The 22,891-nt window shown below is 69.1% G+C and carries 22 protein-coding genes; 6 read left to right on the top strand and 16 right to left on the bottom strand.

The window, feature by feature from the left end; translation table 11 throughout:
* Nucleotides 1–6 precede the first annotated feature (6 nt).
* The 6 genes from BLS97_RS00395 to BLS97_RS00360 all read right to left on the bottom strand — a co-directional run bounded on the left by BLS97_RS00395 (nt 7) and on the right by BLS97_RS00360 (nt 5,789).
* Entirely contained in the window at nt 7–504 is a 498-nt protein-coding gene (locus BLS97_RS00395) for a hypothetical protein (RefSeq protein WP_157695082.1), read from the bottom strand.
* Between the two features lie 511 nt (nt 505–1,015).
* Entirely contained in the window at nt 1,016–1,489 is a 474-nt protein-coding gene (locus BLS97_RS00390) for a hypothetical protein (protein WP_090474047.1), read from the bottom strand.
* A 16-nt stretch (nt 1,490–1,505) separates the two neighbouring features.
* The gene (locus BLS97_RS00385) at nt 1,506–2,516 is read right to left on the bottom strand and encodes a hypothetical protein (protein WP_157695081.1); all 1,011 of its coding nucleotides are present in this window, start codon (nt 2,514–2,516) and stop codon (nt 1,506–1,508) included.
* An 814-nt stretch (nt 2,517–3,330) separates the two neighbouring features.
* A complete protein-coding gene (locus tag BLS97_RS00370) occupies nt 3,331–4,020 on the bottom strand; it encodes a hypothetical protein (protein WP_090474043.1) in 690 nt (229 codons plus the stop codon).
* 45 nt (nt 4,021–4,065) lie between these two features.
* Entirely contained in the window at nt 4,066–4,938 is an 873-nt protein-coding gene (locus tag BLS97_RS00365) for a type II secretion system F family protein (RefSeq protein WP_090474042.1), read from the bottom strand.
* A complete protein-coding gene (locus BLS97_RS00360) occupies nt 4,935–5,789 on the bottom strand; it encodes a type II secretion system F family protein (RefSeq protein ID WP_090480906.1) in 855 nt (284 codons plus the stop codon). Before BLS97_RS00360 ends, BLS97_RS00365 begins: the two co-directional genes overlap by 4 nt.
* Before the next feature lie 528 nt (nt 5,790–6,317).
* Between BLS97_RS00360 and BLS97_RS00355 the strand changes: the two genes are divergently transcribed.
* On the top strand, nt 6,318–6,596 hold the full coding sequence (locus tag BLS97_RS00355) for a hypothetical protein (RefSeq protein ID WP_197676332.1): 279 nt from the start codon (nt 6,318–6,320) through the stop codon (nt 6,594–6,596).
* 741 nt (nt 6,597–7,337) lie between these two features.
* Here BLS97_RS00355 and BLS97_RS00350 read toward each other — a convergent pair.
* The 3 genes from BLS97_RS00350 to BLS97_RS00340 all read right to left on the bottom strand — a co-directional run bounded on the left by BLS97_RS00350 (nt 7,338) and on the right by BLS97_RS00340 (nt 10,959).
* Nucleotides 7,338–7,814 carry a hypothetical protein gene (locus tag BLS97_RS00350; protein ID WP_157695080.1) on the bottom strand — a complete coding sequence of 159 codons (477 nt, stop codon included), beginning with the start codon at nt 7,812–7,814 and terminating at the stop codon, nt 7,338–7,340.
* 254 nt (nt 7,815–8,068) lie between these two features.
* Complete coding sequence (locus tag BLS97_RS00345) at nt 8,069–9,892, bottom strand: MFS transporter (RefSeq protein WP_231988272.1); 1,824 nt, start codon at nt 9,890–9,892, stop codon at nt 8,069–8,071.
* Nucleotides 9,893–9,966: 74 nt separating this feature from the next.
* Nucleotides 9,967–10,959 carry a ketopantoate reductase family protein gene (locus tag BLS97_RS00340; RefSeq protein WP_090474040.1) on the bottom strand — a complete coding sequence of 331 codons (993 nt, stop codon included), beginning with the start codon at nt 10,957–10,959 and terminating at the stop codon, nt 9,967–9,969.
* A 95-nt stretch (nt 10,960–11,054) separates the two neighbouring features.
* Between BLS97_RS00340 and ddaH the strand changes: the two genes are divergently transcribed.
* The 5 genes from ddaH (at nt 11,055) to BLS97_RS00315 (ending at nt 16,951) form a co-directional block, all read left to right on the top strand.
* On the top strand, nt 11,055–11,855 hold the full coding sequence (ddaH, locus tag BLS97_RS00335) for a dimethylargininase (protein ID WP_231988271.1): 801 nt from the start codon (nt 11,055–11,057) through the stop codon (nt 11,853–11,855).
* 97 nt (nt 11,856–11,952) lie between these two features.
* A complete protein-coding gene (dhaK, locus tag BLS97_RS00330; protein WP_090474039.1) occupies nt 11,953–12,954 on the top strand; it encodes a dihydroxyacetone kinase subunit DhaK in 1,002 nt (333 codons plus the stop codon).
* Between the two features lie 6 nt (nt 12,955–12,960).
* Nucleotides 12,961–13,614: a dihydroxyacetone kinase subunit DhaL gene (gene dhaL, locus BLS97_RS00325; RefSeq protein WP_090474038.1), complete on the top strand. Its 654-nt coding sequence runs from the start codon at nt 12,961–12,963 to the stop codon at nt 13,612–13,614.
* A 3-nt stretch (nt 13,615–13,617) separates the two neighbouring features.
* The gene (dhaM, locus tag BLS97_RS00320; RefSeq protein ID WP_090474037.1) at nt 13,618–16,056 is read left to right on the top strand and encodes a dihydroxyacetone kinase phosphoryl donor subunit DhaM; all 2,439 of its coding nucleotides are present in this window, start codon (nt 13,618–13,620) and stop codon (nt 16,054–16,056) included.
* Nucleotides 16,057–16,081: 25 nt separating this feature from the next.
* Nucleotides 16,082–16,951 carry an EamA family transporter gene (locus BLS97_RS00315; RefSeq protein WP_090474036.1) on the top strand — a complete coding sequence of 290 codons (870 nt, stop codon included), beginning with the start codon at nt 16,082–16,084 and terminating at the stop codon, nt 16,949–16,951.
* Between the two features lie 3 nt (nt 16,952–16,954).
* On the opposite strand, the gene BLS97_RS00310 is transcribed toward BLS97_RS00315, so the two are convergent.
* The 7 genes from BLS97_RS00310 to BLS97_RS00280 form a co-directional block, all read right to left on the bottom strand.
* Nucleotides 16,955–17,506 carry a pyridoxamine 5'-phosphate oxidase family protein gene (locus tag BLS97_RS00310; RefSeq protein WP_090474035.1) on the bottom strand — a complete coding sequence of 184 codons (552 nt, stop codon included), beginning with the start codon at nt 17,504–17,506 and terminating at the stop codon, nt 16,955–16,957.
* Between the two features lie 31 nt (nt 17,507–17,537).
* The gene (gene panB, locus BLS97_RS00305) at nt 17,538–18,416 is read right to left on the bottom strand and encodes a 3-methyl-2-oxobutanoate hydroxymethyltransferase (RefSeq protein WP_090474034.1); all 879 of its coding nucleotides are present in this window, start codon (nt 18,414–18,416) and stop codon (nt 17,538–17,540) included.
* A 38-nt stretch (nt 18,417–18,454) separates the two neighbouring features.
* Nucleotides 18,455–19,294, bottom strand: a complete 840-nt coding sequence (gene panC, locus BLS97_RS00300) for a pantoate--beta-alanine ligase (protein WP_090474033.1) — start codon at nt 19,292–19,294, stop codon at nt 18,455–18,457.
* Nucleotides 19,291–20,139, bottom strand: a complete 849-nt coding sequence (locus BLS97_RS00295; protein WP_090474032.1) for a DUF2520 domain-containing protein — start codon at nt 20,137–20,139, stop codon at nt 19,291–19,293. The genes panC and BLS97_RS00295 overlap by 4 nt, the downstream gene beginning before the upstream one ends.
* 53 nt (nt 20,140–20,192) lie before the next feature.
* Complete coding sequence (locus tag BLS97_RS00290) at nt 20,193–20,408, bottom strand: hypothetical protein (RefSeq protein WP_090474031.1); 216 nt, start codon at nt 20,406–20,408, stop codon at nt 20,193–20,195.
* Between the two features lie 200 nt (nt 20,409–20,608).
* The gene (locus tag BLS97_RS00285; RefSeq protein WP_090474030.1) at nt 20,609–21,331 is read right to left on the bottom strand and encodes a hypothetical protein; all 723 of its coding nucleotides are present in this window, start codon (nt 21,329–21,331) and stop codon (nt 20,609–20,611) included.
* Between the two features lie 89 nt (nt 21,332–21,420).
* The gene (locus BLS97_RS00280; protein ID WP_090474029.1) at nt 21,421–22,668 is read right to left on the bottom strand and encodes a CpaF family protein; all 1,248 of its coding nucleotides are present in this window, start codon (nt 22,666–22,668) and stop codon (nt 21,421–21,423) included.
* Nucleotides 22,669–22,891: the final 223 nt, after the last annotated feature.

Genomic DNA, 22,891 nt, shown 5'->3' with positions numbered 1-22,891 from the left:
TTGGCTTCAGCCCGCAGGCGTCCAGGTACCGCAGCCCGTTGACTCGAAGTCGTATCCATCAGCCGGAACCGAGGCGACTCGACCGAAACCCGATGACGTCCCGTTGTGGGCGCTGTCGAATACCACCCAGACGCAGTTCCCCGAACCACCAGACGCAGTGTAGTTCCCAGGCGGCATCTCCGAGCCGATCAGGTACGCGCCATCCGGAAAGCCGCTCGCCGCGGCCAGAGCCTGAGCCGGTGTCGGTTCAACCTGCGTGTAGTAGAACGACGTTGCCGTGACCGTCACCGTTGATTTACCGGCCACCGTGGTTCGGACGGTGGCGGTCACCGTTGCGGGCGGCTTTCCGGCGAGCGCCTGCCAAGCATGAGCGTTGCTGACGTTCGAGCCGTTTACCCCGACAAGTACCACCACCGCGACTGATAGACCAGCGACAACGGCGGTCAGAGTCAAGTTGCGTCTGCTGACGCGCCGACCTTTCGACGAAACGTCCGCATCGGTCATTCGGATCCTTCGGTCGTGGTTCCGGTGAGTATGAACTGTCGGCGGAGAACTCGCAGCTGAAACGTGATGTCGGTCCTCAGTGACACTGCCACCATGACGGACCGCATCCAGTGGGAGCAGCCCACCAGGCCGAGTTGGTCCCGCGTGCACCACGCGCTCGTCGGCACCGTGCAGTGCGCTGGCCAGACCCATGAGGTCACCACCTACACCGAGCCGAGCCGCGGCCGGATCGTTGCTGGCCACATAGTCATCGACGGACGTTGGTCATCGGAGATCCGCTCGACCCGAGCACCTGGCGAGCGGCCAGCAACTAACCCCCACGGAAGGACCACCCGATGGTCACACCCGGGTCTGCTGGGCATCGGCGCTCGGCGCTGCTCGCCGCGGTCGGCCGCCGGAAGACTGGGACGTCTCCGACGTACGCGCCCGGCAGTTGCTCGCCGATGGCGCGTGCTGGTGCAAACCCCAGAATAAGGGTGGCGGCCACGCGCAAACCGGGGTAACGCCGGCGCTAGCGGATCATCTGGTGGTACGCAGACCGAACACGCTTGAGGCAAATGGCCATCGCCAACACGAAGTGGGTGATCACGGCGAGGACACCAGCTGACCACCACTTATTGAGCAAGGCGTCCGAGGCCGTGGCGGAAGCGACGATGACAGCAGTCGAGCCAACACCGGCCAACACGCTGTACAGAACGTTCGCGAACAGCTCGTCGATGAGAGTCGGCAGCGTGCTGTGGGCAGGAACCCTCGGGTCCGCACCAACCGTCATCCTCAATTGGAAGACCCAGACGACCAGCCCGAAGAGCAAACCAGTCAGTACCGACACGCCGCCTAGCAGTTGGCCGATCCCCTTGAGCTGGACGTGAGTCACCAATATGACGACGAAAACCACGACCGGGAGCCCGAAAAGACCAAGGAAGTCGCGGGGGCGCTTCTTGGACGTCTCTGCGTCGACCAACGTGGCAACCTGATCGGTGATCACGCGGGTGACGGAAAATTTACTCGTCAGAGGAACCTCCTCCTGGCCACTTCAGACGCTCATCATCCCACGGACCGTGCTCGTACGTACCTTCCCATTTCTGTCCCGTCACACGCAGGCTGATCTCCTTGGCCATGGAGAAGCACGCGGTCCGGAAGTCACTGTCTGTGAGCGGCTTGGAGCCGTCGGAAACCAGCTCCGAGATACCCGGAGTGCGCTCGTTCCCGATCACGAAGGTCTTGGTCTTGCCGAGGGACGTCACCTGAACCTCGGCCTCGTTGGGTTCGTCCCGCATCGGTACGCCGATCAACTTCCCTGGCGTGATCTCTTTCGACCGGAGCCTCTTCCAGAGGGACAACCCGTTGACCGGCCTGAGGACCACCACGTATTCGCCGCTGATCGGCGGCGCTTCACCAGCCTCGGCACGATCGGAGACCCACTCACTGTAGGTGGCCGTCAACTTCTCGACACTGGCATCTTCGAGCCATGCAGAAGTCTCAGTGATGGTCTCGCTCTCGAAGACGAGGGCAGGGAACCGAGCTTTGAGGGCAGCCTTCAAAGGCTTGATCACAGTGCCCGAAACACTCTTCAGGCCCACCTTCTCGAAGATCAGGACGACCGCCGTTGCCCCAGGTGGAGCCAGTGCCAACACCCTCACGATCGAAGTTGCCGAACTCTCGCCGTCGTGTATGTGCTCGACCTCGCCGGTCTTGGCGCTTCGGACACGTCCGGGCTGTCCGTAGTGACCGGAGTCGATCGACGCTTGAACCCACTGCCCTAGTGGGACGACCTCCTCGACGGTAACGAACCTCTGAGCCTTGGTGTCAACCAAGTCGCTCTCGGAGACCGGCATGGACTTGTAACGCTGCATCGCCCTATGAAACACCTCCAGGACTCCATGACCAGCCTTATCGAGATTCGTGACGTCAAGGATTTCTTTGGAAGTCCGAGCCGCATGGGCTGTTAGCTTCACTGCGAAGATCGAGTGTCTTGGCACGGGGTAGTTCTCCAGATGCAGGCCAGTTCGCATCGTCGCGAAGGTGGGTGGTTCGCGAAGTATGCCTCTTTCGGCATGAGCCACTAGGTCAGGGGTCGTCGGCAGGTTGGGACCGTGCGTTCAACTGTAACAATCTGTTACAGTTGAACACATGGCCGGGATGACTGCAGATCAATGGGCTGGGTACGAGGTACTGATGAGTGGCGGCATGTCAATCCGTGCCATGGCCACCGTCCTCGGCGTCAGTCCGACCACCGTTCAGAAGTACCGGGCGTTCGACTCGACCAACTCAGACGCTTCCATCAACGTGGGGACATCACGGGGCCGCGACGGCCGGTTACGACCGGATCGCCGGTTCGATACGACACATCGGGATAGCATCATCAAAGACCTGCGGGCCGGCGGCTTGTCGGTCCGCCAGGTAGCCGAGGCCGTCGGGTGCTCGGTGGGCACGGTGCACCGAGTCATGAGCTTGCCCTCAGACGTCTCGGCATCGACTTCTCTATGAGGTCCGGGTCGAGCATCATTGCTCGGCCCACACGCACCGCGGGCGGGTAGCCCCTCACGGGCCATGCGGTAGATCGTCGGCCGAGCCAGCGCGGTCAGTACAGCCGCGTACTCGGCGAGCCAGCTATGCCCAGATTGACCATGGCTGGCTACCGGGGCCCCTACGGTCGTGGTCGCCTCATGTCCTCTACGGCTGCGGCGTATCCGAGGTGCCATGCTTCCTTCAGCGCTGACATCATCGAAGCCTCCGCCGGCTCGCTCGATCCCCAGTCGATTGTGTCCGGATCCCATCCGACGACCGCGAACGCGTAGATCCGCTCGCTGTCGTCGTCGAGGTCGTTCATGCGGTTGCCGCCGCGCAGTCGTACGCCGCCAGCAGCTCGGCGATCGCTAGGACCGTCGGATCGTCGGTGGGGCCGGTGATCATGGCCCGGGCTTCCTCGATGGTCAGGACCTGGCCATCGAATCCGCCGGGGATCGAGATCGTGGCTGGCTGCCGGACCACGGAGTATGTGCGTGTCTCCTCGTCGTACAGGAGTTCGTCGGTCTGGTCGAGTGTCGCCGTCACGCCGTCACGCACGACCCTGCGGTCGGCGTAGACACAGCCACGGTCGAACTCGACCGAACCTTCATGCCAGGCAGGCGGGACGATCTCCGCTTGGGCGCCACCCGTGAAGCCTCCGCTGGCCGCAAGCAGGCGGCCGAGCGCCGCGTAGATCTTCACGGCTTCCGAGATTCGGTAGTCGTTCAGACCGGAGATCGGGCTGTGCGGGATGTGGATTTCCCGCTCGGTCTCTTCGAGGTCATCGTTGCGCGCGTCTCCTGGTGGGAATTCCCACCAGGAGATCTCCAATCCGGACGCGTCAACCACGGTGTGCTCCCGGGAGATGGTGCCGTTGATGTCATCGACCGAGTCGTACTGCCACCCACAAGTGCCGCGGTGGGTCGCGTCGGTGCATGGCATGGTGATGTTCAGTAGTGCGGTGTCGTCCTTGCCGACGTACCGGCGGTAGTCGCTGGTCATGGTCATGTATAGCTCCTTCCGGTTGCCCCACGGTGGGGCATGCCAGAGAAACTACGGGCCGAACTTGACCGGGACCATCATGGCGATCTCTTTCTTGCCGCCGGACTCCAGCAATTCACGTTTGCCCAGGGCCCGGACGTCGGCCGCCTGCGCCCGCAGGACGTCGGCCAGCGGCGTGCCGCGTTCGATGGCCACGGCCATCCCGTCGAGGAACCGGGACAGTGGCTCGAGTTGGGTGCGGTCCCGCAGGGTGGTCAACGCCACGAGAAACGGGGTACCGGAACGGGTGTCGGCCAGGATGCCGCCGAGCAGGCCGACCAGGTGGCCGCGGGCCAACCGCGAGACCCGTTCGATGGCGCCGATCGGTCCTTCGCCGGCGGTGACCGCCAGGGCCAGCATCTCGGCGACGACGGGGAATTCGCTGAGGATGGCGGCGTTCCGTTTCGAGACGGCCTGGCTGAGCCACCAATCCCGGGCCAGCACCCCGCCGATGCCACAACCGCCGATCAGCAGGAGGAGCGCGAGCGGGTTGGTCTGGCCGAACAGGACCGCCAGTAGGCCGACGCCGAGCCCGCCGGCGGTGGCCAGGGCCCCCCAGAGCACCTGGTCGGTGCGGAACTGCTCGACCGTGATCGGTGAGCCGAGGGCATCGAGGCGCCGCCGGACCGACGCCTGGCCACCGACCAGGCGGTCGATCATCCGCACGGCGTCCCGCAGCAGCGGAGCGGTCAGCCGGGCCAGCGCGCCCGCGGTTCCGCGTCCCGGGCGGGCCAGCAGCTGGGACTCGTTGGCGGTGTCGGCCAGGTAGGGCGCGATCCGGTCGGCCAGGGTCGGGCGGCGCATCGGCGGTGACGCGAGGACGGCCATCACCACGCCGGCGGCGGCCAGGCCGCCCAGCAGGCCCCCGATCAGGGCTGTGTTCACCGGAGCACCCGTTTGTCCTCGGGCAGGCGCCCGATGCGGATCATCAGCCGGTACGCCGTCAGCGACAGCACCGCCCCGATGATCAGGATCGCGGTGCCGGCCGGAGTGTCGTACGCCGACAGGGTCGTCTGCTGGGTGGCCAGCAGGACCAGGACCAACCACGGTGCGCACACGGCCATCCGGGCGGCGTTGACGCTCCAGGACTGTCGGGCCAGGAGTTCGGACCGGGTGCGGGCGTCGTCGCGGAGGAAGGTGGAGAGCGTGGTGAGGAGGCGGCCGAGGTCGGTGCCGCCGACTTCGCGGGCGACGCGCATGGATTCGCAGACGCGGTCGCCGACGGGGTCGGCCAGGGTGGTCTTGAGGCGATCGAGGGAGTCGTTGAACTTGCCGGTGGTGCGGTAGTCGGTGCCGAACTGCCGGAAGGGGTCGCGGAGTTGTTCGGGGCCGCGGATTCCGATGGAGGAGAGCGCTTCGGGTAGGGACAGGCCGGCCCGGACGCCGGAGGTGAGGTTGTCGACCACTTCGGGCCAGAGTTCGCGCAGGTCGGATTGGCGTTTGTGGCGCAGGCGAGTGACGAGCAGGCGGGGGGCGGTGCTGGCGAAGGCGGCGAAGATCAGCGAGACGGAGATGGATCGGGTGAGCACGATGCCCAGCAACAGGACGAGCAGGGCGGCGAGGAATTGCAGGGCGATGAGTTGGTGGGGGGTGATCCCGGTGAGCCCGGCCTGGGCCAGTTCGTCGCGTAGGCGTTCGGTGCGGGTGTGCGGACGTGGTGCGCGCGGCCGGGCACTGAGGCCCTGCCAGACGAGCAGCAGCCCGATGCCGAGCATCAGTCCGACGAAGACGCCCATGTTCACCCCCCGGGTCCCGTTCGACATGTGGATCCGGAGGAAGGGTATCGAAAAGAACTGGTCAAGGGGAATTGGGATCCACATCGCAGGCAATTGGTCGGCGATGGAACCATTCACGCAACGTGCCGTTGACGTGATGTGTGATGAAAGGGACGAAATGGCACGGGCGTCCCTTGTGTCCGGTTCGCCTGTGGCGGGCGGGCGGGCGGGCGTACCGGACGCGGTGCCGACCCGGAACGAGAGTCTGGATGGGGTCCCAAAGGGGCGCCTGCTTGAGCGCGTTCCGCCTTGTCGGCTCGTCGTCGTTGGCCCCTGTGAATGAGCACCGGGAGGGGAGGCGTTCGGTCCGCTGGGAACCCAGGGGTGGGCCAGGGTTTCCCCTGATCCCGGTCCGAACGGCGAGATGTAGGTTCTGTCGAGCAGTTGCGGGCGCGTTGCCAGGATCAGCTCTGGTGGCCTCGTGCCGGACGGGCAGCTGACGGTTCGAGTAGGGCTGCATGCCGTTGATCAGTGCGAAGGGGAGTTCACATGGAGATGTCGCCGCTGGGGTCGGCCGACCGGGAAACTCTCAAGTACCTGGCCGCGATGGGGAATGACGATGCGTTGGATCGCTTGGCCGATCTGGCCTACGAGGAGCAGGACTCGGCCGGGCTGTTGGATCTGTGGGGCGAAGGGTACGAACGCGCGGGCGAGCTCTTGACGGGACTGGCCGTCGCGGCCCGGGATCTGATCCAACTGCAGGAACTCGGTGATGCCGGCGTGCCGGAGGCCCAGGAAGCGGTCAGTGCATTCCTGCGTGGGCGTTGACATTCTGGTCAGGTAGCCACCGACTGGTTCGACCTCGACGTGCAGGGCACCCCGCGGACCCTGTCCGACAGCAAGGGCTCCACGGTCGCCGCGCAGTCCTACACGGACTTCGGCGCCGCCGAACCGGCGGCCGGACTCAGCGTCACCACCGACGGGCACAGCCGGTTCGCGCCCGGCTGGTTCATCGAACCCCCGACCACCACGTACACCCCGGTCGGCTACACCGGCCAGTCCACCGATGTCGCCACTGGCCTCATCCACTTCCCGGCCCGCGACTACGACCCAACACAACAACCTGGCTTCAGCCCGATCCCGGCGGCCGCCTCGACCCGGACGGCATCACCCCACCGACCCCGGCGACCCGAAAGCCTGCAGCCAACAATCCGGCTACCGGGGCGATGCGTTCCCGCTCCAACAGTTCCACGGGCGCGGGGTCGCGGCGTACATGGCATGGCCTTCTCGTCTTGAATGTCCCTGCTTCTGCCGGAAAGCCGGCAGCCGGAACCGGTGATAGCGGCGCTCCAGTGTTCAGTTCGCGGGCGGTGTGAACAAGGTCATTGCGCACGGAATCGTGGAAGGGGCGAGGTGAACATTAGCCGCGCGCCGTGCGTCGGCGGTGCGACAACGTGCTCAAGCCGGATGTACATGACGACATCAAATCAGTTGAATCAGTCGTTGGCATTGCCATTGGCCCAGCGCAATTGCGGTGATCTCTGCGTAGCGTGACGACGCATTTCGGATCTAGGACGACCGGTGGCCCCACGGTGTAGGGCCACCGGTCGTTCTTGCGCACACGACATCACGGCCGTAGCGTTCGGCGAGGAGCGTGTTGACTTCATCAACGATGCTGGCCGGCACGCCTGGGACAACGACGCGGCCGGCCGATGGTTCCAGGAAGGTCCAGCCTTCAACCGCGATACCTAAGTCGTCCCAACGAAGTTTCGATCCGACACGCGACCACCGCAATGCGTCCCGGGCCAGCTGCGCTCGGGTGCGCTGCATGTCGGCCAGACCGAAGCGAACCTCGATCACCGCTGAACCCGGAAACAGTCGTTCAACGTCGCCGTGATGCTTGCCGGAGCGCAGCGGCTTCAGGTAGAACACCAGGTGATCGCCGACCGTGTCGACGCCGGCACCGACGTCCGGGTGGTATGTGCACCACCGCTGAGCGGCAGAGAGCGACACAGGAGGAAAGGGCCAGAACTCATTTGGTTCCACCCAGTGATTGTGACAGACGACGTCTCATTCGACCCGTTGTCTATTGGACGTCATCGAGGTGCTTGCCGCGCGGAAGGGCGGCGTTGGGCAAGGACATCCCATGGTCGCAGCTGAACGGACAGTGCCGATTGAATCGGCGCCGGAGTCTTTTGGCCCTCAGGGCCAATGATGATCCTGTCGCTCAACGCAGGGCAGCCGTCGAGCCGGGCCGTCGAAAGTCGCGCCGTGGGCGATTGGCCGCTCTCACTGCCGGATCAGGCGCGGAACCGCACCTCGTCCTGCAGGGCCTCCTCGTACTGGACGTCCACTTCAGGAATGGCCGGGACCTCGGCCGCTGCGCCCTCGCGGGCCAGCGCCTGCATGGTCGTCTCGTGGTGCGGGGCGGTCAGGTCCGCACCCTGGTCGGCGTGGACGAAGTGCTTGCCGCGTAGGGCCGACGCCACGATGGCGATCAGCAGCAGGCCGATCGACGCGCTGAAGGCGACCACCAGGCCGTGGTGGAACGCGTCGGAGATCAGGTGCGGGAAGAACGTCTGGCCGGTCAGGGTGGCGACGTCGGCTCCGTTGCCCGGCGTCAGTTGGGCCGGATCGACGGTGCCCATCAGTTGAGTGACCGGGTTGTCGCCCAGGAAGGCCGCGAACAGGGTGGCCACCGGCGGAGTGTGCGAGATCGCGGCAGCGGCATCGGAATGCACCCCGAGCCCGGTCAGCCCCGCGTACATCGAGCTCGGCAGCCGGCTGGCCAGCCCGATCGCCATCAGGGTGAAGAAGCCGCCCATCGACAGCACCATGCCGGCGTTCATGCCGGTTGCCCGGACCCCGGACGCGGCGCCCCGCTGGTCGGCCGGGACCGAATTCATGATGGCCGCCGCGTTGGGCGCGGCGACCAGGCCGGAGCCGATCCCGTTGAGCGCCAGCAGGGCGGCGAACAGGACGTAGTTGAAGTTGGCCGGGATCAGCATCAGCCCGGCGAAGGTCAACGCGATGATGATCAATCCACCGGTCGAGAACGCCCTGGCCCCGAAGCGGTCGGACAGCGCACCCGAGACCGGACCGGCGATCAGGAAGCCGACGGTCAACGGCAGCATGTAGATGCCGGCCCACAGCGGGGTGTCGGCGAAGGCGTAGCCGTGCAGCGGCAGCCAGATCCCCTGGAGCCAGATGATCAGGATGAACTGCAGGCCACCCCGGGCCATGGCCACGGCGAAGTTGACGATGTTGCCGGCCGTGAAGGCCCGGATCCGGAACAGTTTCAGATTGATCATCGGGTCGGTGACCCGGTTCTCGATGACCACGAACGCGACCAGCAGGAGCAGTCCGACCAGTACCCCGGTCAGCACCATCGGGCTGGTCCAGCCCATGTTGTGCCCGCCGTACGGCTGCAGACCGTAGGTGATGGCGACCAGGAGGCTGATCAGGCCGAGCCCGAAGGTGACGTTGCCCCACCAGTCGATGCGCTGGTGCACCGTCGTCGTCCGCGGTTTGTCGTGCAGCGTGCGGTATCCCATCCAGGTGCCCCAGAGTCCGACCGGCACACTGACCCAGAACACCGCCCGCCAGTGCCATTCGGACAACAGGCCGCCGATGACGAGCCCGAAGAACGATCCGGCCAGACCGGCCACCTGATTGACCCCGAGCGCGAATCCCCGGCGATCCGACGGGAAGGCGTCCGTGATGATGGCCGTCGAATTGGCGGTCAGCATGGCGCCGCCGACGCCCTGCAGGATGCGCAGGCCGATCAGTTCCAGCGCGCCGGCCGACCCGGTGTTCGGGACGAGGGCGCAGGCGATGGATCCGACCGTGAAGATGGCGAATCCGAGATTGAACAGCCGGGCCCGGCCGTACTGGTCACCGAGCCGGCCGAAGGTGACCACCAGCACCGCGGTGACCAGCATGTAGCCCATCAGCATCCACAGCAGGTAGCTGATGTTCTGCGCGGCCAGCGGATCCAGGCCGAGACCGGCGAAGATGGCCGGCAGTGAGATCAGCAGGATGGATGAATTCAGCATCGCGGCAAGGATGCCCACCGTGGTGACGGTGAGCGCCACGCGGCGTTCGTGGGTGGTGGTGGCGGTCACGGAAGCCCCTCTCGGTCGTTACTGATGCTAACGACATGGTCAATGGGCGGTGCACCGGTCCGCTGTGAGGCCGCTCACGGCCGGGCGAGCAACTCCCGTACCTGCTCGACGGTCACCGATCCGGGCGGTCGGCCGGAACGGGCCAGTTCGTTCGCCAACCGCTGGAGCAACTCGTTGACCGGGGTCGGTACCCCGTGAAGGCGACCCAGCAGCACGATCTCGCCGGCCAGGTAGTCCACCTCGACGCGGCCGGTGCCCCGGCTCAGGCTCTGCCAGGTGGACCCGCCGCCGCGGGGTTCGCCCGGGATCTCGGCCGTGGTCAACCGGCGGCGTGTGGCCGCCTCCTCCTGCGGTCCGACGTGATCGATCCCGGCCGCGTCCAGAGCGGCCGCACCTTCGGCCCGGGCGTGCTCCAGGAGAGCGAGCGCCTCGTCGGAATCGATCGGCCCGGTGACGGCCTCGAGGGCGTTACCCAGGTTGGCCAGCAGCTTGTTGTACTTCCGCCGCATCACCGCCGCGCTCGCCTCACCGCCGATACCGCCGGTCTCCAGGTCGGCGCACAGCCGGTCGACCAGTTCGTCGGTGCCGGCCGGATACCGACCGACGGTGAGTACACCGGTCAGCGGATCGCCGATCGCGGAGATCCGGCCGGGAGCCAGGTGAGTGGCCGGCAGCATCACGCAGACGCCGTAGACGCGGGCGAACCGGCGCAGCGCCAGCCGTTCGCCCTCGACGCCGTTCTGGGCGCAGAACAACGGCAGTGCCGCGCCGGCGGTGCGAACGCCCACCGGCTGGTCACTCCAAAGATCCAGCGCAGCCACGCTGTCCTGGACCTTCACGGCCAGGATCAGCACGTCGGCCTCGGTCAGCCGCAGTTCGTCCGGGCCGCCGACGACCGGGATCGGCAGGACCGATGTGCCGCGCGGCGTGACGAATGTGAGTCCGCCCGCCGCCAGGGCCGCCCGGTGCTCGCCCCGGGCCACCAGCACCACGTCACGCCCGGCGCCGAACAGGGCCGCGCCGATGGCTCCGCCGACCGCGCCGGCTCCGATCACGATGTAACGCATGCCCATACGGTGTCACGGACACCACTAGGGTCTGCAGGTGAGGGGAGAGACTCCTCGCCGCGGTCGCCCGCGGGGTCATCCTCGGGAGTTCACAGATGCCGTTCGACGCCGCTCCGGACATGTCCCGGCGGGCCCTGATCCGCCGTCCGTCGCCGCGGTTGGCCCAGGGCCTGGTCACGCACATCGACCGCAGCCCGATCGACATCGACCTGGCCGGTGCGCAGTGGCAGGGGTACGTCGACGCCCTCACCGGTAACGGCTGGCACACCATCGAGGTGGACCCGGCCTTCGACTGCCCGGACTCGGTGTTCGTCGAGGATGCCGCCGTGATGTTCGGCGGGACGGCCGTGATCACCAATCCCGGCGCCGACGAGCGCAAGCCGGAGACGGCCGGAACGGCCGCCGCGCTCCGCGACCTCGGATATCCGGTGCGCACCATGACGGCCGGGTCGCTGGACGGCGGCGACGTCCTCAAGATCGGGTCGACGGTCTACGTCGGCCGCGGGGGACGGACCGACGCGGCCGGGATCGCCGAGTTCCGTGCCATCCTGGAACCGTTGGGCGGCAACGTCATCGCCGTCCCGCTGACCAAGGCCCTGCATTTGAAGTCGGCCGTCACCGCGTTGCCCGACGGCACCGTCATCGGCTATCCGCCGGTGGTCGACGACCCGTCGTTCTACCCGCATTTCCGGCCCATGCCCGAGGAGGGCGGCGCCCACGTCGTCGATCTCGGACAGGGGCGTCTGCTGATGGCGGCGTCCGCGCCGCGATCCGCGGATCTCATCGCCGATCTCGGGTACACCCCGGTCGTCGTCGACATCAGCGAGTTCGAGAAGATGGAGGGGTGCGTGACGTGCCTGTCCGTGCGCCTTCGGTCCGCGCCGTCCGGAAGTTGATCACCGGCGGTCTTCACCGGTCGCCGGAGGGCGAACGGGCGGCGTCATCACGGTCCAGTCCGAGCCAGCCCCATCACGGAGCACAAAGGAGTGCGCGATGAAGAAGATCATCAACGACCCGGCCACTGTGGTGGACGAGGCCCTCGACGGCGTCGCGGCGGCCCACGCCGACCTGCTGACCCTGCACCGCAACCCCACCTACGTCACCCGGGCCGGCGCCCCGATCGCCGGCAAGGTGGCCCTGGTCTCCGGCGGTGGCAGTGGCCACGAACCGCTGCACGTCGGCTACGTCGGTGAGGGCATGCTCGACGCGGCCGTACCCGGGGCGGTGTTCACCTCGCCGACGCCCGACCAGATCCTGGATGCCACCAAGGCGGTCGACGGCGGCGCGGGCGTGCTGCACATCGTCAAGAACTACACGGGGGACGTCCTCAACTTCGAGATGGCCGCCGAACTGGCCGAGGCCGAGGGCCTGCGGGTCTCGGCCGTCGTGGTCGACGACGACGTCGCCGTGCAGGACTCGACCTGGACTGCCGGCCGGCGCGGCGTTGGCGGCACCGTCCTGCTGGAGAAGATCGCCGGTGCGGCCGCGGCCCGGGGCGACGACCTCGACGCGGTGACGGCCATCGCCCAGCGGGTGAACTCGCAGGTCCGGTCCATGGGCATGGCCCTGCGGGCGTGCACCGTCCCACATTCCGGGGAACCGTCGTTCAATCTGGCCGAGGACGAGATGGAGATCGGGATCGGGATCCACGGCGAGCCCGGACGGGAAACCCGCAAGCTGGCCCCGGCCGACGAGATCGTGGAGATCCTGCTGTCCACCATCGTCGAGGATCTGCCGTTCGCCTCCGGCGACCGCACCCTGCTGTTCGTCAACGGGATGGGCGGCACGCCCGAGGTGGAGCTGTACCTCGCCTACAATTCGGCACGAAAGTATCTGCACGGCAAGGGCATCGAGGTGGAGCGGTCGTTGGTCGGCAACTACATCACGGCGCTGGAAATGCAAGGAATGTCCATCACCCTGCTCAAGCTCGACGACGAGTTCGTCGAGCTCTGGGACGCGCCGGTGCACACCGTCGCCCTTCGAAGAGGACTGTGAACTCATATGGGCTACGACGCCGAGTCGTTGGTCGCGGCAATCCGGGCACTGGGCGCGGTCATCGCGCAGCGCCGCACGGAGCTGACCCAACTCGATCAGGAGATCGGCGACGGTGACCACGGTGAGAATCTGGCCCGCGGGTTCTCCGCCGTCCTGACCAAGCTGCGGTCGACCGAACCGGAGACCCCGGCCAAGGTGATGGCGCTCGTCGCGACCACACTGATCTCCACCGTCGGCGGCGCGTCCGGCCCGTTGTTCGGCACGGCGTTCCTGCGCGGCAGCACCGTGCTCGGCGGCGCCGCGGAACTGGACGGCGCCCTGGTCGCGGCCGGACTGGTCGCCGCCCGCGACGGCGTGGTGGCCCGCGGCAAGGCCGAACTGGGCGACAAGACGATGGTCGACGCGCTCAGCCCGGCGGCCGACGCGGCCACCAAGGCGGCGGAGGCCGGCGCCGACGTCGCCGGCGTGCTGGCCGCGGCGGCCGAGGCGGCGGCGGCGGGCGCTGCGGCCACCGCGCCGCTCCAGGCCCGGAAGGGTCGGGCCTCGTATCTCGGCGAACGATCAATCGGCCACGTCGATCCGGGCGCGCAGAGCACCGCGTACATCCTGGAGTCGCTGGCGGCCAGTGCCGCATCGCATGCCACCGGAACGGCGGTCTAGGCCGTGTCGGTGGGGCTGATCCTGGTGTCCCACAGCGCCGATCTGGCCCGGGGCAGCGCGGAGCTGGCCCGGCAGATGGCGCCGTCGGTGGTCATCGCCCCGGCCGGGGGCACCGACGACGGGGGCATTGGGACGTCGTTCGACCTGATCAACGAGGCCATCGCCAAGGCCGACACCGGCGACGGCGCGGTGCTGCTCTACGACCTGGGCAGTGCCGTCCTCACCGCCGAGATGGCAGTGGAGTTCCTCGACCCGGAGGCGGCGGCCCGGATCCGCATCGTCGACGCCCCACTGGTCGAAGGAGCGGTCTCCGCCGCGGTGACCGCAGAGGGCGGCGGCGACGTCGACCAGGTCGCCGCCTCGGCCCGCTCCGCGGGCGGCCCGTCGGGTGACGGACCGGAACCGGACATCGAGGCGAGCGTTTCGGCTCGGTCGGCCGGCGATTCCGTCCCGGCCCCGGACGCCCGGGATCAGGTGGTGAAGGCCACGGTCTCGGTCGTCAACCCGCTCGGTCTGCACGCCCGCCCGGTGGCCGCGCTGATCCGGGCGCTGACCGGCTGGGACGTGCAGGTGACGATCGGCCGTCCGGGCGAGCCCCCGGTCCACCTGCGGGCCGTGCTGCGGGTCGTCGGACTGGCCCTGCGCGGCGGTGACACGGTCGAGGTGATCGCGTCCGGACCGGACGCGCCGGACGCGGCGGCCATCGTCACCGCGCTGATCTCCGGCGGGTTCGGAGAGACGGTCGACCGGCCCCGCCGCCTCGCCCCGGCGGCCATGGGGGCCGCCCCGGCCCGGATGGGAAACGCCGGCACCCTGCGTCCTGTTGGTGGCCCGGCCATCGTCAACTCGGTGCTGCGGGCCACCCCCGGAGCCCCCGGCCTGGCCATGGGGCCGCTGGTCCGGCTCGACCGGGCGCCGCGGCAGCTGACCGGCGACGACGCGGCCGCCGGCGGTGACCACGATCCGGCCACCGAGCGCGACCGGCTGGACGGGGCGATCGCCGCGGCCGCTCAGAAGCTGTCCGCCGGCAACCAGTTCGAGGTGGCTCACGCCATCCTGCTGACCGATCCGGAGTTGCGCAGCGCCGCCGACGCCGAGCTGGACGCCGGCGGGTCCGCCGCGGCCGCCTGGTGGTCGTCGGTCGGTTCCACCGCCGACGCGCTGGCCGCCGACGTCGACGAACTGGTCGCGGCACGCGCGGTCGACGTTCGCGAGGCCGGCGCGGCCGTGCTGGCCGAACTGGGCGTCGTCGTCGACCGGATTCCGTCCCGGCTGCAGGGGGCCGTCGTCTTCGCCGACGACCTCGGTCCCGGCGAGGTGCCGGTGCTGCTCGAGCGGGGAGCGGTCGGTGTGGTGCTCTCCCGGAGTTCCACCACCGCCCACGCGGTGATCGTGGCCCGCGGCCTCGGCCTTCCGATGATCCTGCGCGCCGGTGACGAGATCGGTCGCCTCCCGGCCGGGACCGAGCTGGTGCTCGACGGTGACCGTGGCACCGTCCGGGTGTCGCCCGACGCGGACCAGGCGGCCGACATCCGTCGCCGGATCACCGAGATGACCGACGCCGCCCAGGCCCGTACGCAGGCGGCGCACGGCCCGGTGCACCTCGCCGACGGGCGGCAGATCCTGGTGGTGGCCAACATCGGATCGCTGGCCGACGCCAGGGCCGCGGTCGCGTCCGGAGCCGACGGCGTCGGGCTGCTCCGTACGGAACTGCTGGTCCTGGACCGCGACACCTACCCGGACGAGGACGTCCAGACGGCCGATCTCACGGCCATCTTCGACGTCCTGGGGGACCGGCCGATCGTGGTCCGGGTGCTGGACGCCGGTGGTGACAAGCCGGTCACCGCACTGGATCTGGACCCCCAGCACAACGGTTTTCTCGGGGTCCGCGGCTTGCGCTACCTGCTCGCTCACCCTGACCTGCTGCAGACCCAGCTGCGGGCGATCTGCCGCGCGTCCGTCGGTCACCGCGTGTCGGTCATGGCCCCCATGGTGTCGGTCGCGGCGGAGGTGGTCGCGTTCCGGGCCGCGGTGGAACAGGCCGTCGTCTCCCTCGGCGAGAGCGGGGTGCCGTTCCAGGCCCCGGACGAGATCGGCGTGATGATCGAGGTGCCCGCGGCCGCTCTGGCCGCCGACGAGATCTGCGCGGTCAGTGACTTCGTGTCCATCGGGTCCAACGACCTGACCAGCTACACGATGGCGGCCGACCGCACCGAGACCGGCGTCGCCGATCTGCTGGACCCGTCGGCGACGGCCATCCAGCGGCTGCTGGATCAGCTGTGCGGGTTCGCCGTCGCCTCCGGAACGCCGGTCGCGGTGTGCGGTGAGATCGCCGGAATGCCGGAGCACGCCCTGGGTCTGGTGGCCCGCGGCGTACACGAGTTGTCGGTCGCTCCGGTCCGTATCCCGTTGATCAAGGAACTGTTGCGCACGCAGGGCTGAGGGGGCGGCCGAGTATCCTCGCTCGGTGCCCGGTGGAGTCGTCGCGGTGGTACTGGCCGCGGCCGTACTGCACGTGCTGTGGAACACGCTGGTCAAGATGTCCCCTGAGGGGTACCTGGCCACCGTCCTGATCGCCGGTGGCGGCGCGTTGGCCTGCGCCGTCGCTCTGCCGTTCCTCCCGGCCATCCACGGGGCCGCCTGGATCAACGTCGCCGGGTCGGTGATCGCCCAGACGATCTACTACCCGCTGGTCGCCGCGGCCTATCGGGCCGGTGACATGAGCCAGACCTACCCCCTGATGCGGGGAACCGCCCCGCTGTTGGTGGCGATCGTCAGCGGGCCGCTGATCGGCGAGCACCTGACCGCCGGGGAGTGGTTGGGTGTGGCTCTGATCTGTTGCGGCATCTGGGGAATCGGTGCGGGCGGGTTCTTCGGCCGGTCGCGTTCGGGGCGGTCGAGGCGCAGGGTCCACCTGTCCCGGGCGACGGGGCTGGCCCTGCTCAATGCCGTGGTCATCGCCTCGTACACGTTGATCGACGGGGCCGGATCCCGGGCATCCGGGGCGCCGGCCACCTACACCGCGTGGATCTTCCTGTTCACCGCGCTGCCGATGATGGGCTGGACGCTGCTGCGCCGGCCGGCCGTGCTGGTCGCCGCGGTCCGTACCCGGTGGTGGGTGGGTGCCGTCGGGGGACTGGCCAACGTCGGCGCGTACGGCCTGGTGCTGTGGGCGATGACCAGGGCGCCGGTGGCCGCCGTGGCCGCGCTGCGGGAGACGTCGATCCTGTTCGCCACGGTCACCGCCGTGCTCGTCCTGAAGGAGAAGGCCGACCGCTACCGGATCGGGGCCGCCGTGGTCATCGCCGCCGGGACGATGGTGCTCCGGCTGGCCTGAGCGTCACCGCTCCGGCAGACCGGGCAACCCGTCCAGGCTACGGGAATTCTTGCTGCGGCGGTATTCGGCCAGCTTCTCCTCGCCCTTCTTGGCGTTGGACAGGTCCAGCACGTCGCGATCCTGCACGTAGGTCATCCGCGGCACGGCGTACCCGCAGGAATCGGACACGCGCTGGACGTCGACGACGATGATCGACCGCACCCCCGGATGCTCGGAGAACAGCGGCAACAGCGACGCGAACCCCTCGTCGTCGGGCCACACCACGCGTCCGGTCCCGTGCAGCCGGACGATGGTCGGGCGCCCGTCGAACGCGGTGAACATCAGCACGATGCGCCCGTTCTGCCGGAGATGGGCGATGGTCTCGACCCCGCTGCCGGTCAGATCGAGGTAGGCCACGGTGTGGTCGTCGACGACGGCGAACGTGCCCGCCATGCCCTTGGGCGAGACGTTGATCAGCCCGTCCGCGGCCAGCGGGGCGGTGGCCACGACGAACATCGGCTGCGCCGTCAGCCACGCGGCCAGGGTGCCGTCGATACCGTCATAGACCTTGCCCATGACCCGACAGACTACGGACGCCGGACGGGTGTCAATCGTCGAGGGTCTCGGTGAAGCGGGCCAGCTGCACCGGGTCGATGGAGTAGCCGTGCTCGGCGGTCGGGTAGGCGCCGGAGCGGACGTCATCGGCGTAGGCGGCGACACCGTCGTTCATGGCCTGCTGGAGGTCGGCGTACCGCTTGACGAACCGGGCGCCCCCGCCGTCGCGGATGCCCAGCAGGTCGTGGAACACCAGCACCTGGCCGTCGGTGTCGGGACCGGCGCCGATGCCGATCACCGGGATGCCGACGCGCGGCATCAGGGCGGCGGTCACCGCGTTCGGGACGGCCTCGAAGACGAGGCTGAAGCAACCGGCCTCCTGCAGGGCCAGGGCGCCCCGGGCGATCGCGATGGCCGAGTCGGCGTTGCGGCCCTGTGCCTTGTAGCCGCCGAGCGCGGTGGCCGTCTGGGGGGTGAGGCCGACGTGGCCCATGACCGGCACCCCGGCGGCGACGACGGCGGCGGCCCGGCGGACCGACATCACGCCCCCGCCCTCCAGCTTCACCGCGTCGGCCCCGGCTTCCTTGACGAACCGGATCGCGGTGGCCACCGCCTGTTCGTCACTGACCTCGTAGGAACCGAAGGGGAGGTCGGCCACCAACAGGGCGGTGGTGGTTCCGCGGCGGGTCGCGGCGGCCAGCACGAGCATCTCGTCGGTGCTGACCGGGACGGTGCTCGGGTACCCGAGGACGGTCTGGGCGCCGGAATCGCCGACCAGCACGATGTCCACGCCGGCCGCCTCGGCGGCCCGGGCACTGGGGTAGTCGTAGGCCGTCACCATGACGATCGGCGTGCCCGCATCCTTCAGGGCCCGCAGGTGCGGGATGGTGATCTGGCCGCGGCCCGCGGCGGCGGCTGGTTTGCTCGACATACCTGTTCTCCTTGCGCTGGCTGAATCGTCGTCGATTCTCAGGTGAGCACGACGTTGTCGATCAGGCGGGTGCGTCCGACCTCGGCCGCGACGATCAGGACCGATCCGGGTGGCGGGACCTCGTGCAGCTGGCGGAAGTCCGCGTCGTCCACCACCGCCAGGTACTCCGGGTTGACGCCGAACTCGGACAGCACCAGTTCGGCGGCCAGGACGATCTCGGCGGCGGTCACTCCGCGCCGGTGCGCCGCTTCACCGGCGGTCAGGGCCCGGCTCAGGCCGAGCGCGGTGGCCCGCTCGTCGGCCGAGAGGCGGACGTTGCGGCTGGACAGGGCGAGCCCGTCGGGTTCGCGCACGGTCGGCACGTCCACGATCCGCACGTCGATGTTGAGATCGGCCACCATGGCCCGGACCACCCGCAACTGCTGGGCGTCCTTCTGGCCGAAGTAGGCCCGGTCGGGCCGCACCATGCCGAACAGCTTGGTCACGACGGTGGTGACGCCGTGGAAGTGTCCGGCCCCCCGCCGTGCCCCCTCGAAGGTCTCGACGATCGGTCCGGACAGGGCGACGGTCGCGCTGAACCCAGGCGGGTAGACGGCTTCCGCCGTCGGGGCGAAGTAGATGTCGACACCGGCCTGCTCGGCGTGGGCGCGGTCGGCCTCGTCGGTGCGGGGGTAGGCCGCGAGGTCGGCCGGGTCGTTGAACTGGGCCGGGTTCACGAACACCGACAGCACCACGACGTCGTTCTCGGCCCGGGCCCGGTGCAGCAGTTCCAGGTGACCACGGTGCAGCGCGCCCATGGTCGGGACGAACCCGACGGAGCGGCCGGCCCGATCGCGCAGCGCGGTGCGCAGGTCGTCGACGGTGGTGACCACGATCATGTGTAAGTCCTTGTGTCGCTGGAACTATCGACCACGCCGGCGGCGAGTCGGCGGGTGGCGTCGGCGAGCGAGTCGAATAGCGGCAGGTACTCCGGTACCCGTTGCGCGATCGCTTCGCGATGCGCCTGGACGGTCCGTTCGTCACCCCGGGCCACCGGTCCTGTGAGTGCGGCATCGCCGATCCGGCCCCAGTTCTCCAGGGCGGCGCGGGCCAGCGGGAGCAGCAGCGCGGGGTCGGCCCCGGCGGAACGCATCAGGGCTCCGGCCGCGGACTCCAGGGTGACCAGGAAATTCGCGGCCATGGCGGTCGCCGCGTGATACGCGGCGCGGTCGGCCGGGGCGACGATGAACGGGCGCATCCCGAGCCGGATGGCCAGACCCGATGCCAGGTGGAGCGCGTCGGCGTCGGTGCCGTCGACGGCGGCGCCGACGCCCTGGAACACGTTCGGCGGCGAATCGGGTGTGAACGTCATCACTGGATGCATCGAGAAGGCCCGATGGGGGGCCAGAACGGCCAGTCCGCTGGCCCCCGAGCAGTGCCCGACCAGGGGTCCAGGGGGGATCAGAAGCGCCGCCGCGGCGATCGCCGCGTCCGGCACACAGAGCACGATGAGGTCGTCGGGCCGAGACGGAGACGGACCCGGATAGCCGCGGCCATGCGGGCCACTGACGTCCACCCGGGCCGCAGCGAGGGCGCTGACCAGCGCTGTTCCCAGCCGGCCGGAGCCGACCACGGATACCCGTCCCAGCTCCGCCGCGCGGTTCGCGGGCTCGGCCGGGCCCCCCGGTCCGGTGGCGGCGGCGAGCTCCGCCGGCGTCGCCTTCGTCCCTGACGGCTCGGTCATACGAGAATCCTGCCCTACCGCCGACCGGGCCCGGCGCCACCGAACGGCGGCGCTCAGCTGCGTTCGGCGAGTTCCTTGGCGACGGAGTAGCACTCGGCCAGCTCGGCGTCGGTGGGGTGGTTGGCGCAGCGGATCTCGTACTTCATCATCACGACGCGGGGGACCCAGTCGTGCGCGGTCGGGGTGTTCCCGTTGATCTGCAGCATCGTGTCGATCTCGGATACGACCCGCTGCCGCGCGGCGGTCTTGGCCTTTGTTGCGGTGCTCATGACTTCCTCACTGGTGCGGTAACAGTTCCTCGTCGCACCGGTGCACAGTGGGCTTCGGTACGCGAGTCCGCTGCGCACCGTTGCTCGCAATAGGTTAACCGCGCGAAGCACTTCTCCATTCCTCTGCATGGATCAGGCAGGTGTCCATCTCGTCACAGTGACCGAGCTCGCACGGCGGGCCGCCCGTTGGCCGGCCCGGTTCAGGGCGCGGCGTGGGGATGGCGGCCACTGCTTGCCGAGCGGTCGCGACCGAGCCGCGGCGCCGCGATGGGCCCGACCCGGTGGCGCACCGCCGGAGCGTCGAGCGAGGGCAGCCAGGGGCCGGTCAGGATGCCGAGCAGGGCGCCGGCGGCGATCCCGGTGACTGCGCCGACGCCGAGCACGGCGGGCGCGGACCAACTGTCCGCGGGGCGGCTCGCGCCGAAGAAGATCACCGCCATCACCGGCGGCCACGCCACGGTGTTGGCCGCCACCCAGCGCCATGGGCGCCGTACCACGGAACGGAGCGCCCAGGCCTGGGCCGCACCCAACACCGGTCCCATCACCAGGCCGATGCCGGCGCCTCCGGCCAACATCAAGGCGAGCGACGGTTCGGTCCCGCTGTCATCGCCGGCGAGCACGCTGGGGGCGGAGGCCGCCGCCCACCCGACTCCGGCCAGCACCACCGTGACGATCAGATACCGGCCACGGGCGAGCGCGGGCCAGATCCGCGACAGGACGACTCCCTGGGCCGTACCCAGCGCCACACCCTCCACCAGGCCGCCGGTGACGATCAGCCCGAGCGCGACCGCGGTGCCACCCAGCACCCCCGGTCGATCGGACAGCGCCTGCACGGCCTTGGCCGCGCCCGAGGCGGCGGTCATCCCGATGGTCTCGGCCAGGGCACAGGCCGAAGTCCACTGACGAAGGGCGGTCGAGTTCATGCCACCACTCAACCGGGCCGGACCGGGGCGGGGGAGGGCCGAAGGTCACTGGTGGTTGGACCGGTGACTCCGGTGGGCACTTGGGTTGCTCAGTACTCGCGGACGTCGTGACGGGCGCCGGACAGCAGGGCCGGCAGGTCGATGCCGTGACGGACGAACCGGTCCGCATGCGGCGGGTAACCGTCGGCCCGGACCAGCTCGTTGCCGCGCGAGGTGAAGATGTCGGCGATCTCGACGACGCCGCTCTCCACCCGCCCGGGCAGAGCGACGATCTCCCGGACCCGGCGGGCTCCGCCCGGGTCGATCCCGACCTGCACCACCAGGTCGATCGAGGTGGCCACGGTGGGCACCACGAATGCGGCGGTCACGTTCTCGCCGGCCAGCAGCGGCAGCGTGCACAACTTGATGACGGCCTCGCGGGCCGAGTTGGCGTGGACGCTGCACATCCCGGGCAGCCCCGAGTTGAGCGCTATGAGCAGGTCCAGGGACTCCTCCTGCCGGACCTCGCCGACGACGATCCGGGAGGGCCGCATCCGGAGGGCCTCCTTGATCAGGCGCCGCAGCCGGATCTCGCCCTGCCCCTCCAGGTTGGGTTGCCGGGTCTGCATGGCCACCACGTCGGGCAGGTTGGGCCGCAGCTCGAACACCTCTTCGCAGGTGATCACCCGCTCCCGGGGCGGAATCGAGTTGATCAGCGTGTTGAGCAGCGTCGTCTTCCCGGCCTGGGTGCCGCCGGCCACGATCACGTTCAGTCCGGCGATGACGGAGGCCTCGAGGAAGCGGGCGGCGTGTGCGGTCATGGAGCCGCGGGCGACGAGGTCCTCCAGGCCGTTGGCGGCGACGACGAACTTGCGGATGTTCAGGGACAGGTGCTCGCGGGTGATGTCGGGGATGACGGCGTGCAGCCGGGAGCCGTCGGGCAGCAGGGCGTCGACGAAGGGTGAGGACAGGTCCAGGCGTCGGCCGGACGGTTTGAGCATGCGTTCCACGAGGTCACGGACCTCGCCCGGGGCCAGGACGGTGGTGGTGAGTTCGGAGACGCCGTTGCGGGCGACGAAGACCTTGCCCGGTTGGTTGATCCAGATCTCCTCGATCTCCCGGTCGTCGAGGAAGCGTTGCAGGGGGCCGAATCCGGCCAGGGAGTCGAAGACGAACCGTGCCGTGCCGCCGCGGTCCATCAGCGGGGGTAGGGAGGAGGTGGGGACGCGTTCCTCGTAGTGGCTGATGACCTCGTCGATCAGGGCGCGGGTGGAGCGTTGGTCGGTGATGGGGTCGACGCCGCGGCGGCGGATCAGCTCGCGGACCTCGTCGTGGATGTGTTCGGTGGCGGTGGCCATCTGCGCTCCCCCTCGTCGCGTTCACCGCAGACGGTAACTCGTCCGGCCTAGTGGCACCACGGCTGTCCACACCGACCCAAGACCCCAGGAGACGGGAGGGCCCAGGCCACCCTCCACGCTCTGAGCAGAAGCGGGATGCATTGTCGGCCGGGCGTGCTTGGCTCCGGGGAGAACATCGCACGCCGACCCGGCGTGCCGGCGGCAGGAGGTGCCCGACGTGTCC

Source organism: Nakamurella panacisegetis, assembly GCF_900104535.1.
GTDB lineage: Bacteria > Actinomycetota > Actinomycetes > Mycobacteriales > Nakamurellaceae > Nakamurella > Nakamurella panacisegetis.
Note: the sequence above shows the minus strand (reverse complement) of the source record. Positions and strands in the feature narration are given on the sequence as shown.

Excerpts from the sequence above, each read along its gene's own strand:
- BLS97_RS00395 (WP_157695082.1), bottom strand. The coding sequence starts at position 504 with ATGACCGATGCGGACGTTTCGTCGAAAGGTCGGCGCGTCAGCAGACGC.
- BLS97_RS00385 (WP_157695081.1), bottom strand. The coding sequence starts at position 2,516 with ATGCGAACTGGCCTGCATCTGGAGAACTACCCCGTGCCAAGACACTCG.
- BLS97_RS00370 (WP_090474043.1), bottom strand. The coding sequence starts at position 4,020 with ATGACCATGACCAGCGACTACCGCCGGTACGTCGGCAAGGACGACACC.
- BLS97_RS00360 (WP_090480906.1), bottom strand. The coding sequence starts at position 5,789 with ATGGGCGTCTTCGTCGGACTGATGCTCGGCATCGGGCTGCTGCTCGTC.
- BLS97_RS00355 (WP_197676332.1), top strand. The coding sequence starts at position 6,318 with ATGGAGATGTCGCCGCTGGGGTCGGCCGACCGGGAAACTCTCAAGTAC.
- BLS97_RS00340 (WP_090474040.1), bottom strand. The coding sequence starts at position 10,959 with ATGCGTTACATCGTGATCGGAGCCGGCGCGGTCGGCGGAGCCATCGGC.
- ddaH (WP_231988271.1), top strand. The coding sequence starts at position 11,055 with ATGCCGTTCGACGCCGCTCCGGACATGTCCCGGCGGGCCCTGATCCGC.
- dhaK (WP_090474039.1), top strand. The coding sequence starts at position 11,953 with ATGAAGAAGATCATCAACGACCCGGCCACTGTGGTGGACGAGGCCCTC.
- dhaL (WP_090474038.1), top strand. The coding sequence starts at position 12,961 with ATGGGCTACGACGCCGAGTCGTTGGTCGCGGCAATCCGGGCACTGGGC.
- BLS97_RS00310 (WP_090474035.1), bottom strand. The coding sequence starts at position 17,506 with ATGGGCAAGGTCTATGACGGTATCGACGGCACCCTGGCCGCGTGGCTG.
- panB (WP_090474034.1), bottom strand. The coding sequence starts at position 18,416 with ATGTCGAGCAAACCAGCCGCCGCCGCGGGCCGCGGCCAGATCACCATC.
- panC (WP_090474033.1), bottom strand. The coding sequence starts at position 19,294 with ATGATCGTGGTCACCACCGTCGACGACCTGCGCACCGCGCTGCGCGAT.
- BLS97_RS00295 (WP_090474032.1), bottom strand. The coding sequence starts at position 20,139 with ATGACCGAGCCGTCAGGGACGAAGGCGACGCCGGCGGAGCTCGCCGCC.
- BLS97_RS00290 (WP_090474031.1), bottom strand. The coding sequence starts at position 20,408 with ATGAGCACCGCAACAAAGGCCAAGACCGCCGCGCGGCAGCGGGTCGTA.
- BLS97_RS00285 (WP_090474030.1), bottom strand. The coding sequence starts at position 21,331 with ATGAACTCGACCGCCCTTCGTCAGTGGACTTCGGCCTGTGCCCTGGCC.
- BLS97_RS00280 (WP_090474029.1), bottom strand. The coding sequence starts at position 22,668 with ATGGCCACCGCCACCGAACACATCCACGACGAGGTCCGCGAGCTGATC.